The organism is Nocardia sichangensis, assembly GCF_047200615.1.
In the GTDB taxonomy this organism is placed as follows: domain Bacteria; phylum Actinomycetota; class Actinomycetes; order Mycobacteriales; family Mycobacteriaceae; genus Nocardia; species Nocardia sichangensis.
On record NZ_JBJZOK010000017.1, the window covers coordinates 102435 to 116202 of the forward strand.

Below are 13768 nucleotides of genomic sequence, written 5' to 3' on the forward strand. Positions count from 1 at the left end.
CCCTAGCTGCCAAGGACCCGCCGCAGGAAGCGCTCGACCTCCGCTCGGTAGCGCTCCGGTTGGTCGTCGTGCACGAGGTGTCCCGCACCGGGCACCAAGACATAGTCGGCGCCCGGATGGTCGGCGGCCATCTGCCGCATCTGCCCCGGCGGTGTGATGCTGTGCTCGCCCTCCAGCAGCAGGGCGGGCACTCGCACCGCATGCCAGTGCTGCCAGAAATCCCGCGTCCCCCACTCCTCGGAGATATCGCGGAAAGTGGTGACCGACCCGTGCAGCCGGTATCCCTCCGGCCCGCGTTCGAAAGAGTTCAGGAAATATCGCCCGGCGACCGGCCCGAAGAAGGACAGTACGGCTTCGTCGTCAGGGAATGGCTGCGGCCAGGCCTCGATCATCGCCGCCCAGTGCGTCGCGGTGCGGCCGGTGAAATCCGGCGCGATGTCCTCGATCACCAGCGCCCGCACCCGGTCGGGGTGAGTCGCCGCGAACACCCAGCCGTGCAGCGCACCCATCGAATGCCCGATCACCACCATCGGTTCCGCGATCGCGGCGGTGCCCGTGGCGAGGTCCGCGATGAAGGCCTCGGTCGTCAATTTCTCGGGTGCGGGCCTGCCGTGCCCGGCGGCGTCGAAGGTGTAGACGTGGCCGTGCTCGCGCAGCCAGTCCAGCTGATCGCGCCAGGTGCGCGCGCTGCCCATCAGGCCGTGCAACAGCAGGATCGGCGCGCCTGCTCCGCCTTCGTCGTGCAACATCGGTTCGACAATACGAGGCACCGAGCATCTGCTCGGCATCAGCCGCTAGCTTGGACACATGGCTGTTGTGAAGATCAACGCGATCGAGGTTCCCGAGGGCGCGGGCCCCGAGCTGGAGAAGCGGTTCGCCCACCGTGCGCACGCGGTCGAGAACTCCCCCGGCTTCCTCGGCTTCCAGCTGCTGCGCCCGGTGGCCGGAGAGAAGCGGTATTTCGTGGTCACCCAATGGGATTCGGAAGAGTCCTTCGCGGCCTGGCGGGACGGACCTGCGCGCGAGGCGCACGCGGGCGAGCGGCAGAAGCCGGTCTCGACCGGTGCGTCGCTGCTCGAGTTCGAGGTCGTGCTCGACGTGGACGCGAAGCCCGCCGACTGAGTCCGAGGCCCACCGCCGGGCAGGCCCGCCTGCCCGGCGACTCGCCCGACGCCGTGGTACGCCCGTGCCGGACCCGGTTGACGCCGGGGGTGTGCGGGTGTCACAGTTCGAAGGACAAACGCGAGGGTGACGCGGTAATTCCGGTGCGATTCCGGAGCGGTCGCGCCACTGTGTTCCACGCACCGAGTCCGGTGCCGGAAAGCCAGACACCGGCACCGTCGCGCCACCACCCTACGGGACGCGTATCCCAAGGAGGACTCGAATGGCCATCGCGCATTCACCCAGCCGGGCAACCGATTCCCTGGCCACCGTGCTCGTCACGGTCGGTGTCGTTCTTCTCGCACTGCTCACGCTGTACCTGGTCGGTTTCGACCAGGGCGTCATCTCGCGCAGCGGGATGTATCTGCATGAGCTGATGCACGACGGACGCCACCTGCTGGGGCTTCCGTGCCACTGATCGGTTCACTCCGAACACTGCTGTTGCGCGGCCTGCTGGCCGGTCTGATCGCCGGGCTGCTGGCCGCCACAGTCGGTTATTTCGTCGGCGAACCCAAGGTGGAAGCGGCCATCGCCATCGAGGAAGCGCACAGCGAACACGCCGGAGCCGCTGACGGGCACTCTCACGGCGAGCACGCCGAATCTCCTGGCGGGCATTCCCACGGTGACGAGGAAGAACCGCTGGTGAGCCGCGGCGGCCAGAAGTTCGGACAGTTTCTCGCCCTGGGGTTGGCCGGTCTCGCTCTCGGCGCCATCTACGCCTCGGTCGCGCATTTCGCGCGGCGCCACACCACGCTGTCCGGGCCGCGGCTCGCGCTGACGCTCGGTGTGGCCGGTTGGGCCGCGATCGTCGCGGTGCCTTTCTTCAAGTACCCGGCCAACCCACCGGCGGTGGGCGACCCGGACACCATCAACGAACGCACCCTGCTGTGGGTGGCGGCCGTCGTGCTCGGCATCGTGGCGGTCGGTGCGGCGGTGGCGGCGTTCACCGCGCTGCGCGCGCAATTGCCCACTTTCCGGCTGATCGGTGGCGTCGCCGCGTTCGTACTGGTCACCACCCTCGGCTACGTCCTGCTGCCCGGCGTGAACGAGGTGAGCGCGGATTTCCCGGCCACCCTGCTGTGGCAGTTCCGGGTGGCGTCGCTGGCCGAGACCGCGACCCTGTGGGCCTGCCTTGCTCTCGGTTTCGCGGCGCTCACCGAGTTCGCGACGCGTACCGATACCCGGGTACCGGTAGCCGCCGCTACCGGGGAGTGATTCGCGTCCGGAAACATTCAGGCAGTGTCGGTCCCATGACCGGCACTGCCTTTTCCGTCTGGCCCGCTTCGCCGCGTGTCCACCCGGGTGGACCGCCGCACGCCGTCCGCGTCGCGTTCGTCGCGCTGGTCGTCGCGTTGGTCGCGGGTGGCGCCGAGGCGATCACGCGAGCCGTCCGCGCGTTCTCGACTGCCGACCCGGCGAGCCTCGCGACGGGGTTGGGGTTCCGCGCGGCGCTCTACCTTCTGGTGCTGGCCGTCGCGGTGCGCATGACCTACGGCGACCGCTGGGCCCACCTGCTGATCGCCATCCCGGCTCTCTACACCCGCCACGCCCGGCGCTACTTCCGCAAACGCTGACTGCCCCCAACGGCTTCGTGCCCCGCACCTGTCCCGGTGCGGGGCACGAAGCCTGCGCGGACTACGCGAGTGCGGCGTCGAGGGTGATGTGGTCGACGCCGGCGAGGGCCTTGCTGACGGGGCAGCCCGCCTTGGCGGCTTCGGCGGCGGCCTGGAAGGCGTCGGCGTCGATGCCGGAGACGCGACCGCGAACGGTCAGCTTGATCCCGGTGATCCGAAAGCCGCCCGCCGGATCGGGGCCGAGGGTCACGTCGGCGGTGACGTCCAGGCTGTCCGGGGTGCCGCCCGCGTTGCCGATCTGCGCCGACAGCGCCATCGCGTAGCACGAGGAGTGCGCGGCCGCGATCAGTTCCTCCGGGCTGGTGGTGCCGTCGGCCTCCTCGGCGGAGCGCTTGGGGAACGACACGTCGTACTTACCGACCCCCGAACTGGCCAGTTCGACCTGGCCCGAACCCTCCTGCAGGGTGCCGGTCCAGGCGGTACGCGCGGTACGTGTGGGCATCACGGTCCTTTCGCCGATGATCGTTTCACGATTCAGCACGAACCTACCCCGGCCGATTCGTCCCGGCCCACCTGTTCGCCGATCGGGTTCGCCCGACGCCCCGGGCGCGCGCCGCGCGGTAAAGCAGCGGCGCGCCAAACGAATCCGCGCGGAGTTCTACTCCGGATTCGTGATCCTCGCCAGCACGATGCCGCCGAGGATCAACGCCAGGGCCAGCAAGCGCCCCGCACCGAGCGGGTCCTTGTGGACGACGATGCCGAGGGTGATCGCGCCGAGCGCGCCGATGCCGGTGAACACGGCGTAGGCGGTGCCCACCGGCAACGTCTGCATGGCGCGCGACAGCAGATACACGGCGGTGACGCCGAGAACGAAGCAGATCAGGGTCGGGACGAGCCTGGTGAAGTTCTCGGTCGGTTTGATGCTCTGCGACCAGACGATTTCCACCACTCCGGCGGCGGCGAGGACTACCCAGTTCACGTCAGTGCTCCCCGGCCAGAGCGCGCGCGGCGGCCAGAGCGCGGACGTAGGACGTGTCGTGCTCGGCACGCAGGTGTGCCAGCGCTGGGTCCTGGCGGGAATTGGCTAGTTCCGCGTGCACGAAAACGGTGTCGGAAACCGCGAAATGGCCCGCGAAGAAGTCGCGCAGGAAGCGCTCTTGATAGTCGTAGGCCGCTTTCGGAGCGCCGGGCGAGTAGGCGCCGCCGCGTGCGCTGGTCACGACGAACTTTCGGTGGCCGAGCGACATTCGCGGAAATGTCACCTGGTCCAGCCAGGCCTTGAGCGAAGCCGGAATCGAGTAGTTGTACATCGGGGTGCCGATCAGGATCACATCCGCCGCAAGCAACTCGGCCAGCAGGGGCTCGACGATCTCCCACGCGGCGGCATGTTCGGGAGTGCGCACCAATTCACCGATTCGTTCTACGTCCGTGTTCGGCAGGGTGAGCACAGCGTCGCACAGCTGAGTCCACCCCTCCCCGATGAACGGCACCGGGTCGGCCGCGAGGTCACGGTAGTGGTAGCCGCCGTCCGGGTGCCGTGCGCGCCACGCGTCCGCGAAGGCGGCGCTCAATTCCCGGCTGATCGACCGTCGCCGGGCGCTGGCATCCAGATGCAACAAGGTTCTCATGACCGACCTCCGATTAAGTGGACATAGCGTCCGATTCCTTCCGAGATCGACGATACGGTGAATGTGGACATATTGTCCACTTATTGCCGAATCGGCTACAGTCACGGGCATGGAACCCCGATCCGACCTGCTCGCCGGTCACGGGCCGGGCCGGTCGGCGACCCCGCCCGAACGCGCGGACGCCGCACGCAACCGGGCCAAAGTGCTCGCCGCCGCCGCGGAGTTGTTCGCCGCCCGAGATCCCCGCACGGTGACGATGGACGACATCGCGAAGGCCGCCCGCGTCGGCCGAGGCACCCTCTACCGGCGTTATCCGGACACCAACTCGGTGGCGGTAGCCCTGCTGGACGAACACGAACGAGCGTTGCAAGAGAAACTGCTTTCCGGTCCTCCGCCGCTCGGCCCCGGAGCTCCCCCCGCACAGCGGCTGGCCGCGTTCTACGCCGCGATGGTCGAATTGCTCGACACACACGCGCATCTGGTGCTGGGCGCCGAGATCGGCGGCGCACGCTTCACGACCGGTGCTTACGGCTTCTGGTACGCGCATGTACGAGGACTGCTGGTCGCGGCGGGCATGCACGAACCGGACGCATTGGTCGACCCGCTGCTCGCGCCGCTGGCAGCGGAGGTCTACCGGCAACAACGTGAGCGCGGCTTGACCTCCGGACAGATCGCCCACGCGCTGCGGATGATCGCCGAAACCATTCTCGGTCCAGGGTGATTCCACGAAAACGAAACCGGCGGTGGACAACCACCGGTTTCGATACCCCTCGTCGCTCACACCAGATCGCGTCTGCGCATCAGCCAAACCGTGCCGACCGCGAACAGCACCGAATAGACGGCCAGCACGACCAGCGATTCCGTCGGCGAAAGAATCTGCAGCACACCGGGCGTGGCGGGACCGTCCACGGTGCGCATCGCTCCGGCCAGCGACCCGGCCGCCGTGCCGGGCAGATGATCGGTGACCACCTCGATCGGCGCGAAGATCCCGGCCACGCCGCGCAACAGGTTCTCCACCACCAGCACCCAGACCAGGCCGAGGCCCACCGCGAGCGCGGGCCCACGGGCGATCGCGCCGATCAGCGCCCCCGCCAACGTCCACATACCGAGAATGGCCACGCCGGTGGAAATTCCGAGGAGCGACCGATCCAGTGCGGGCATGGTGAGCGCCTGCGACTGGGACGCCGCGATCAGCGCGGCGACCGCGATGTCGACGACGAATGCCGCACACACCAGCGCCACCACCACGGTCGCGAGACTCACCACCACCGCGGCGACCGCTTGCACGCGCGAAGGCCCTTGGGTGTAAACGGTTTTCCAGGTTCCCCAGCCGTATCCGCTACCCACGGTCAGCGCGCCGAGGACGAGCATCAGCGCGCCGCCGAACATGGCCATGCCTTGGGTGAATACTTCGGGAACCGCCGCGGGCAGCATCTGTCGCAGCAATGCCTCGCGCGGCAGCCCGTTGGACATCCGGCTCGATCCCCCGGAGGTGTAGGCCAGATAGTTGAACAGATACGCGAACGTGAGGTTCAGCAGAATCCAAGTTCCGAGAACGATCCAGAATGCCGGCCACTTTCGCAGCCGCAGCATCTCGGCATTCGTGCTCGCGATCAGGTCCCGGATCGCCATGCCGTTCATCGCGCCGCCTCCCATCGCGTCATCTCGAAGAACACTTCTTCCAGGGACTTCTCCTCGACCCGCAGCTCCAGTAGGTCCGCGCCCGCCGCCACGACCGCACGCGCCACGGCGGGCGCGGTGACGGTGTCCGACTCGATCCGAATGCCGCTCGCGGTCAACAGCGCCGAACGTCCACCCACCAGCCCGCGCACCGCGGGCAGAGCCACCTCCACCGGCTCCGCCCGCACCACCAGCGACGAGTTGCCGCGCAACTGCGCGACCGTCGCTTCGGTGCGCAGCCTGCCCTGCGAGATCACGCCGACCCGGTCGCAGATCGCCTGGACTTCGCTGAGCATGTGACTCGACAGCAGCACCGTGCGCCCCTCTGCGGCCAAAGCGGTGATCAGCTCCCGCATTTCGGCCATACCGGCAGGGTCGAGGCCGTTGGTCGGCTCGTCCAGGATGAGCAGGTCGGGGTTGCCCAGCAATGCCGCGCCCACGCCGAGGCGCTGTTTCATGCCCAGTGAGTAGGTCCGGTACTTGTCCTCGGCGCGGCCCGCCAGCCCGACTCGCTCGAGCGCGTCCTCCACCTCCGGGCGCCCGAGCCCGCGATATTCGGCGAGCACGCGCAGGTTGTCCCGGCCGGAAAGGTAGGGATAGAACCCGGGACCCTCGATGAGCACGCCGATCCGGCGCACCACCGCTGGATCGCCGGGCCGATGCCCCGCGACGGTGGCCGTACCCTCGCTCGGACGGATCAGCCCGGCCAGCATCCGCAGGGTGGTGGTCTTGCCCGCACCGTTCGGGCCGAGGAAGCCATAGATCTCGCCGTACGCGACGCTCATGCTCACGTCGTCGACAGCGGTGTGCTCCCCGTAGCGTTTGGTCAGCCCTCGGGTGACCACGATCGAATCTGCCATGCACCGAGAATCCGCCGCCGACCCCCTGCGGACATCCGTCGCCGGGCGACGATCCGCATACGTAGCTGGAACGACGGATCGATCCGTGGCCAGTGTCGGATCAGCTGGTGCGGAACCGCTTACATGGTCTGCGAACACCCGAATCGGTGCAATTTCCGCGAAATACGTTTCCAGGCGGACGTCGAATCACGACCGAGCCGCATAGGCTACGTGGGTGCGGGTGGCAGGGATGACAGATCGGAGTTCGGTCGGCTGGGATTGGGGCGTCGCGCTCGTCGTCGCCGCGGTTCAGTTGGTCGGAGGCACTTTCGCGAACATGCGGCAGACCGGAGTGCACTCCCTCGACGCGCTCGGTTACCTGCTGTTGCTCGCCGGCCCGGTGGCGCTGATCCGGCGCCGCGCGCAGCCGCTGCCCGTGCTGATCGTCGTGCTCGCCGTGTGCCTGGCGTACTTCCTGCGAGGCTACGGATACGGCCCGATCTTCGTCTCATTGGTCGTCGCCTTCTTGACCGCCGCGAGCAGCGGATCACGATGGTGGACTTATCCGCTCGTCCCGCTCGGGTACCTGGCGCTGGTCTGGCCGCTGCCCGCACTGCTCGACCGCCCCGCGAACCTGTGGCAGGTGTTCGCGCTGATGGCGTGGCTGGCCGTGCTGCTGCTGGTGGCCGAGGGCATCCGGCAGCGCAAGGCCGTGCTCGTCGCGCGCGGGCAGCGCGCCGAGGCCGCGCGCCGGGACGAGGAAGCGCAGCGTGAGCGGCGGGCCAGCGAAGAGCGGCTCGCCATCGCCCGCGAGCTGCACGACGTGCTGGCGCACAGTCTGTCGATGATCAACGTGCAGTCCTCGGTGGCGCTGGAACTGCTCGACAAGCGCCCGGAGCAAGCGGAGACGGCGCTCACGGCGATCAAGAACGCCAGTCGCGACGCCCTCGCCGAGGTGCACGCGCTCCTGCACACGATTCGGTCCGGAAGCGCACCCGCGACGCCCAGCGAGCAATCGCCCACAGAAGAGGCGAACGCCGAGGAGACCGGCCGCACAACCGAGGCCGAGCCGCCACCCGCCCCGCGTACCCCCGCGCCGAGCATCGGCGATTTGGACGACCTGTTGCAGCGCCCGCGCAGCACCGGATTGACCGTCACCACGCGAGTGCTCGGCACCCCACAGCAATTGCCCAGCGTCATCGACGTGGCAGCGGCGCGAATCATCCAGGAGTCGCTGACCAACGTGCTCCGGCACGCACCCGGCGCCGACGCAACGGTGACCGTGCGCTACACCCCGGACTCGGTCGACATCACCGTCGACAACAGCCGCCCGACCAGTGCCCCGTCGCGCTCCGGCAACGGCGGCGGCAACGGCATCATCGGCATGCGCGAGCGCACGCACGCCCTCGGCGGCGCCCTCACCGCGGGCCCGCGCCCCAGCGGCGGGTTCCGGGTCGCCGCCCGGCTGCCCACGCGAACACCCGGACCCGACGCGGCCACGGCGTCACCGGGAGTGCGAGGCGCCGGGGCGGCGGCAGCGAGCCGGAACAACGCGGCAGCACAAGCACCGGATCAGGACACCGCGACGACGAGTACGCCGAGACGCGGCGTCGCGGCCGCGACGAAAACCGAACAAAGCGGCACGACATCAGACGCACCCGAATCGAGCGCCGCGGGATCGAAGCCTGCCGGGAGATCGCGCTCGACGACCACGGCCACATCGAACACGACCGGCCCGAGCGAGAGCGAGTCGCGTGCCACACCGGACCGACCCGCTGATACGGCCGAACGACCGAGCAGCTCGGCCGGTCGCGCGCAGCGCTGACGGGATCGCCGGCCGACCGCAGAGGAGATCCGATGCACGACCACCACGATTCGGTCCCGGCCCACGCTCCCTCCGGCGGCATCCGGGTGCTGGTGGCCGACGACCAGGCGTTGGTGCGTGGCGGGTTCGTGGCGTTGCTGGATGCCCAGGACGGCATCGAAGTGGTCGGCGAGGCGGACAACGGGGAGCAGGCCGTGCGCATGACCCGCGATCTGCGTCCCGACGTGGTGCTGATGGACATCCGCATGCCCGTCCTGGACGGCTTGGCCGCCACCCGCGTGATCGCCGAGGACCCCCTGCTGGCCGCGGTGCGCGTGGTCGTGCTGACCACTTTCGAACTCGACGAGTACGTCTTCGAGGCGATGCGCTCCGGCGCGACCGGGTTCCTGGTGAAGCACACCGAACCGGCCGATCTGGTTCGTGCCGTCCGAGTGGTCGCCGCCGGCGACGCGCTGCTGTCCCCCGGCGTGACCCGCACGCTGATCGCGGAATTCTCCACACGCGCGAAAACGCCGCCGACGGCCACGCTCGCCGAACTCACCGACCGCGAACGCGAGGTGATGACGCTGGTCGCCGAGGGTCTCACCAACGCCGAGATCGGCGAACGGCTCTACATGAGCCCGGCGACCGCCCGTACCCATGTCAGCCGCATTCTCACCAAACTGCACGCCAGAGACCGCACCCAACTGGTGGTCATGGCTTACGAATCCGGACTCGTCCGCCCAGGCTGGCAGTGAGCGGCCGATCGTTGCCCAGGAGCCGGACTGCTTCGCCGCACTGCCATGGGAACCGGAATCAAACGACCCAGGCACCCATCCTCCGAATAAAGACGCAGGACGGCGACCAGTCAGTGGGCAAACCCGCGCCGAATTCCGTGATTCGGGGTCGGACCATCCGGCAGAGTGAGCCTCCCGCCCCTTCATGCGCGTTCTTCGGCGCGCGACTATGGCCAGGACCAGGCACAGCCGCAGACCCGCCCGAGATTCTTCCTCCTCGCGCGGCGCGCCAGCGCAGTGCGACACGGTCCGACTTCTCCCGATATCAGCCAATAGCAATTTCTCAGCGAACACTAATTGTCCGGCCTGCTGCCGATTAGCAAATAACTGGTAAATCACCGCGGGCAGAGCCTTCGGGCTCTGGGCGTACGTATCCAGGCGTATTCCGAGTGCCGACGCGCGACCGATGCCCCCGGCATGCCCTTCGGCGCAGTCTTTCGTCATGAATATTTTCACTCGACCCGAGGCCGTAAGTTTTCTGGCCGACCACTACGACGGCGGATGGCACCCCTGGCCGTTCTTCTGGATTTTCCCGCTGTTGTTCTGGCTGACCGTCGTCACAGTGCTGGTCTTCGTCCGGAGGCGGTTCATCGGACGTGTGAGCGGTATCGGCGCGCTGCGCACCGCGTTCGCCCGGGGCGAGATCACCGAGGAGCAGTACCGCAGCAGGCTCGCCGTCCTGAGCGAACCGCGACACAAGCCCTGACCGGCCCCGCCTGCACGATCGGGAGATCCCACCATGAGCATGACCTTCGGCATCGTTCTCACTCCGCGTTCGGGAGCGGACTGGGCGCGCGAGGCAGCCGCCGTCGAACAGCAGGGCTACCGGACCATCCTGTTGCCGGACACCCGGTTCACCCCCTCGCCGTTTCCGGCCCTCGCCGCGGCGGCCGCCGTCACAACCACCATTCGGCTGCGCCCGAACGTACTCGCCGCACCGCTGCGCACACCGGCCGCCACGGTCAGGGAGACCGCGGCATTGCAGCTGCTGTCGGACGGACGTTTCGAACTCGGAATCGGCTCGGGACGCCCGGACGCCGCCGCCGAAGCACAGTGGCTCGGCACGTCCTGGGGTTCGCCCGCGCAACGGCGCGCGCAGCTGGTCGCCACCATCGCCGCCGTGCGGGCTGGAGTGAACCCCACCCCACCGGTCGTGGTCGCCGCCAACGGACCCAGAATGCTGGCGACGGCGGCGGAATTCGCCGACCGCATCCTGCTGGCCGCGGCACCCGGGGCCACCGAGTCGGAGCTGGCCGAGCTGGTCCGCACCGCACGGGACGGTACCGACCGCACCCTGCGCTTCACCCATCAGGTGGTCGGCATCGGGCAGCGGCTACCGATCTGGACCGCGACGAAGCTCGGCCTGACCGCCGCCGCCCTCGCGGACGCGGGCGCAGCGGGCATGATTCCCGCGGAACCGTCCGCCGCCGCCGAAATCCTCGAGCGACGCCGGGAAAAGTACGGCATCGACGAGGTGATCGTGCCCGCTGAACTCGCCGCTGACTTCGCACCGGTCCTCGCCTACTTCGCCGACCACGATTCCTGACCGGCGCAGCGGGCGACGCCGAATACGAAAAAGCCCGTGCCCACAGGTGGGCACGGGCTTTTCGGTTGCGGCTTACTCGCCCGAGGCGGCCTCGGTGGAGCCTTCCGTCGCGCCCGTCAGCACGACTTCGGGCTTCTCCTCGCTCGCGGCCTTGGTCAGCTTCGCCTTACCGGTGAAGGTGAACTTCGCGTCTTCGCCGGAGCCCTCGCCGTCCCAGCCCTCGACGTCGACCTCGATGGTCTGGCCCGGACCGATCTCGCCGAAGAGGATCTTCTCCGACAGCTGGTCCTCGATCTCGCGCTGGATGGTGCGGCGCAGCGGCCGGGCACCGAGCACGGGATCGAAGCCACGCTTGGCCAGCAGGTTCTTGGCGTTCGGGGTGAGCTCGATCGCCATGTCCTTGTTCTTCAGCTGCGTGGCGACGCGGCCGATCATCAGGTCCACCATCTCGACGATCTGCTCGTTGGTGAGCTGGTGGAAGACGATCACGTCGTCGATGCGGTTGAGGAACTCCGGCCGGAAGTGCTTCTTCAGCTCGTCGTTGACCTTGAGCTTCATCCGCTCGTAGTTCGAGCCCTCGTTGTTCGACTGGGTGAAGCCGAGACCGACGGCCTTCGAGATGTCCGAGGTGCCGAGGTTCGAGGTGAAGATCAGCACCGTGTTCTTGAAGTCCACGGTACGGCCCTGGCCATCGGTCAGGCGGCCGTCCTCCAGGACCTGCAACAGGGTGTTGTAGATCTCCTGGTGGGCCTTCTCGATCTCGTCGAACAGCACGACCGAGAACGGCTTGCGGCGCACCTTCTCGGTGAGCTGGCCGCCCTCTTCGTAGCCGACGTAGCCCGGAGGGGCACCGAACAGCCGCGAAGCGGTGAAGCGGTCGTGGAACTCGCCCATGTCAATCTGGATGAGCGCGTCGTCGTCGCCGAACAGGAAGTTCGCCAGCGCCTTGGACAGCTCGGTCTTACCGACGCCGGACGGGCCGGCGAAGATGAACGAGCCGGACGGACGCTTCGGATCCTTCAGGCCGGCACGAGTGCGGCGGATGGCCTTGGAGACGGCCTTGACCGCGTCCTCCTGGCCGATGATCCGCTTGTGCAGCTCGTCCTCCATACGGAGCAGACGGGTGGTCTCCTCCTCGGTGAGCTTGAACACCGGAATACCGGTCCAGTTCGCCAACACCTCGGCGATCTGCTCGTCGTCGACCTCGGCCACGACGTCCAGATCACCCGAACGCCACTGCTTCTCCCGCTCTGCCCGCTTGGCGACGAGCTGCTTCTCCTTGTCGCGCAGCCGCGCGGCCTTCTCGAAGTCCTGCGCGTCGATCGCGGACTCCTTCTCCCGGCGCGCCTCGGCGATCTTGTCGTCGAACTCGCGCAGGTCCGGCGGAGCGGTCATGCGACGGATGCGCATCCGCGCGCCCGCCTCGTCGATCAGGTCGATCGCCTTGTCCGGCAGGAACCGGTCGTTGATGTAGCGGTCGGCCAGGGTGGCGGCGGCCACCAACGCGCCGTCGGTGATGGAGACCCGGTGGTGCGCCTCGTAGCGGTCACGCAGACCCTTGAGGATGTTGATGGTGTGCTCGACGGTCGGCTCGCCCACCTGCACCGGCTGGAACCGGCGCTCCAGGGCGGCGTCCTTCTCGATGTACTTGCGGTACTCGTCGAGGGTGGTCGCGCCGATGGTCTGCAGCTCGCCGCGGGCCAGCTTCGGCTTCAGGATCGAGGCCGCGTCGATGGCGCCCTCGGCGGCGCCCGCACCGACCAGCGTGTGCAGCTCGTCGATGAACAGGATGATGTCGCCGCGGGTGTTGATCTCCTTGAGCACCTTCTTCAGGCGCTCTTCGAAGTCACCGCGGTAGCGGCTGCCCGCGACCAGGGAGCCCAGGTCGAGGGTGTAGAGCTGCTTGTCCTTCAGCGTCTCGGGGACCTCGCCGTTGACGATGGCCTGCGCGAGCCCTTCGACGACGGCGGTCTTGCCGACGCCGGGCTCGCCGATCAGCACCGGGTTGTTCTTGGTACGGCGGCTGAGCACCTGCATGACCCGCTCGATCTCTTTCGAGCGGCCGATGACCGGATCGAGCTTGCCCTCGAGCGCGGCCTGGGTCAGGTTGCGACCGAACTGGTCGAGCACGAGCGAGGTCGACGGTGTGCCCGCCTCGCCGCGCGAACCGGACTCGACCGGCTCCTTGCCCTGATATCCCGACAGCAACTGGATGACCTGCTGGCGCACACGGTTGAGATCGGCGCCCAGCTTCACCAGCACCTGCGCCGCCACGCCCTCGCCCTCACGGATGAGGCCGAGCAGGATGTGCTCGGTGCCGATGTAGTTGTGGCCGAGCTGCAGCGCTTCGCGAAGGCTCAGCTCCAGCACCTTCTTGGCGCGCGGGGTGAACGGGATATGACCGGACGGGGCCTGCTGGCCCTGGCCGATGATCTCCTCCACCTGGCTACGCACGCCTTCCAGCGAAATGCCGAGCGACTCGAGCGACTTGGCCGCGACGCCCTCACCCTCGTGAATCAGCCCCAGCAGGATGTGCTCGGTGCCGATGTAGTTGTGGTTGAGCATCCGGGCCTCTTCCTGGGCCAGGACAACGACACGCCTCGCGCGGTCGGTGAACCTCTCGAACATCGCTCCCTCACTCTCCTGCTCCGACATTCTGGCAACAGACGCCGCAGTGTGCTGTGTACAACAACCGTGGGCGTCAGCCTGCCATGAAGCCCGGGGGTTGCGGCCCCCGCC

General features: G+C 68.2%; 16 protein-coding genes. 9 read left to right on the plus strand and 7 right to left on the minus strand.

Features of this window, described 5'->3' with window-relative positions:
* Positions 1-2 precede the first annotated feature (2 nt).
* A complete protein-coding gene (locus tag ACL03I_RS23405; protein ID WP_355076721.1) occupies positions 3-749 on the minus strand; it encodes an alpha/beta fold hydrolase in 747 nt (248 codons plus the stop codon).
* A gap of 58 nt (positions 750-807) precedes the next feature.
* On the opposite strand from ACL03I_RS23405, the gene mhuD reads away from it, so the two are divergent.
* From mhuD to ACL03I_RS23425, 4 genes are all read left to right on the plus strand, one after another.
* Positions 808-1122, plus strand: a complete 315-nt coding sequence (gene mhuD, locus ACL03I_RS23410; protein ID WP_355076719.1) for a mycobilin-forming heme oxygenase MhuD — start codon at positions 808-810, stop codon at positions 1120-1122.
* A 262-nt stretch (positions 1123-1384) separates the two neighbouring features.
* Positions 1385-1579, plus strand: coding sequence for a CbtB domain-containing protein (locus tag ACL03I_RS23415; protein WP_039794710.1), 195 nt, complete (start codon positions 1385-1387; stop codon positions 1577-1579).
* The gene (locus ACL03I_RS23420; RefSeq protein ID WP_355076718.1) at positions 1570-2376 is read left to right on the plus strand and encodes a CbtA family protein; all 807 of its coding nucleotides are present in this window, start codon (positions 1570-1572) and stop codon (positions 2374-2376) included. The genes ACL03I_RS23415 and ACL03I_RS23420 overlap by 10 nt, the downstream gene beginning before the upstream one ends.
* A 35-nt stretch (positions 2377-2411) precedes the next feature.
* Positions 2412-2735, plus strand: coding sequence for a hypothetical protein (locus tag ACL03I_RS23425; RefSeq protein WP_412806963.1), 324 nt, complete (start codon positions 2412-2414; stop codon positions 2733-2735).
* A 61-nt stretch (positions 2736-2796) separates the two neighbouring features.
* Here the strand turns inward: ACL03I_RS23425 and ACL03I_RS23430 are convergent, their stop codons facing one another.
* The 3 genes from ACL03I_RS23430 to ACL03I_RS23440 form a co-directional block, all read right to left on the minus strand.
* Complete coding sequence (locus ACL03I_RS23430) at positions 2797-3237, minus strand: OsmC family peroxiredoxin (protein WP_355076714.1); 441 nt, start codon at positions 3235-3237, stop codon at positions 2797-2799.
* Between the two features lie 156 nt (positions 3238-3393).
* On the minus strand, positions 3394-3714 hold the full coding sequence (locus ACL03I_RS23435) for a DMT family transporter (protein WP_355081674.1): 321 nt from the start codon (positions 3712-3714) through the stop codon (positions 3394-3396).
* Position 3715: 1 nt separating this feature from the next.
* Positions 3716-4363, minus strand: a complete 648-nt coding sequence (locus tag ACL03I_RS23440; RefSeq protein WP_355081672.1) for an FMN-dependent NADH-azoreductase — start codon at positions 4361-4363, stop codon at positions 3716-3718.
* Between the two features lie 109 nt (positions 4364-4472).
* On the opposite strand from ACL03I_RS23440, the gene ACL03I_RS23445 reads away from it, so the two are divergent.
* The gene (locus tag ACL03I_RS23445; protein ID WP_412806964.1) at positions 4473-5084 is read left to right on the plus strand and encodes a TetR/AcrR family transcriptional regulator; all 612 of its coding nucleotides are present in this window, start codon (positions 4473-4475) and stop codon (positions 5082-5084) included.
* A gap of 56 nt (positions 5085-5140) precedes the next feature.
* Here ACL03I_RS23445 and ACL03I_RS23450 read toward each other — a convergent pair whose 3' ends face one another.
* Positions 5141-6004 (minus strand): ABC transporter permease, encoded by an 864-nt coding sequence (locus ACL03I_RS23450; protein ID WP_355079122.1) that lies wholly within the window; start codon positions 6002-6004, stop codon positions 5141-5143.
* Complete coding sequence (locus ACL03I_RS23455; RefSeq protein WP_412806965.1) at positions 6001-6903, minus strand: ABC transporter ATP-binding protein; 903 nt, start codon at positions 6901-6903, stop codon at positions 6001-6003. Before ACL03I_RS23455 ends, ACL03I_RS23450 begins: the two co-directional genes overlap by 4 nt.
* 229 nt (positions 6904-7132) lie before the next feature.
* On the opposite strand from ACL03I_RS23455, the gene ACL03I_RS23460 reads away from it, so the two are divergent.
* From ACL03I_RS23460 to ACL03I_RS23475, 4 genes are all read left to right on the plus strand, one after another.
* Positions 7133-8707, plus strand: a complete 1575-nt coding sequence (locus ACL03I_RS23460; RefSeq protein ID WP_412806966.1) for a histidine kinase — start codon at positions 7133-7135, stop codon at positions 8705-8707.
* Positions 8708-8739: 32 nt separating this feature from the next.
* Positions 8740-9444 carry a response regulator transcription factor gene (locus ACL03I_RS23465; RefSeq protein ID WP_355079128.1) on the plus strand — a complete coding sequence of 235 codons (705 nt, stop codon included), beginning with the start codon at positions 8740-8742 and terminating at the stop codon, positions 9442-9444.
* Positions 9445-9925: 481 nt separating this feature from the next.
* On the plus strand, positions 9926-10189 hold the full coding sequence (locus tag ACL03I_RS23470; RefSeq protein WP_412806967.1) for an SHOCT domain-containing protein: 264 nt from the start codon (positions 9926-9928) through the stop codon (positions 10187-10189).
* A gap of 33 nt (positions 10190-10222) precedes the next feature.
* Positions 10223-11029: an LLM class flavin-dependent oxidoreductase gene (locus tag ACL03I_RS23475; protein ID WP_412806968.1), complete on the plus strand. Its 807-nt coding sequence runs from the start codon at positions 10223-10225 to the stop codon at positions 11027-11029.
* A gap of 72 nt (positions 11030-11101) precedes the next feature.
* Here ACL03I_RS23475 and ACL03I_RS23480 read toward each other — a convergent pair whose 3' ends face one another.
* On the minus strand, positions 11102-13657 hold the full coding sequence (locus tag ACL03I_RS23480; RefSeq protein ID WP_355079133.1) for an ATP-dependent Clp protease ATP-binding subunit: 2556 nt from the start codon (positions 13655-13657) through the stop codon (positions 11102-11104).
* Positions 13658-13768: the final 111 nt, after the last annotated feature.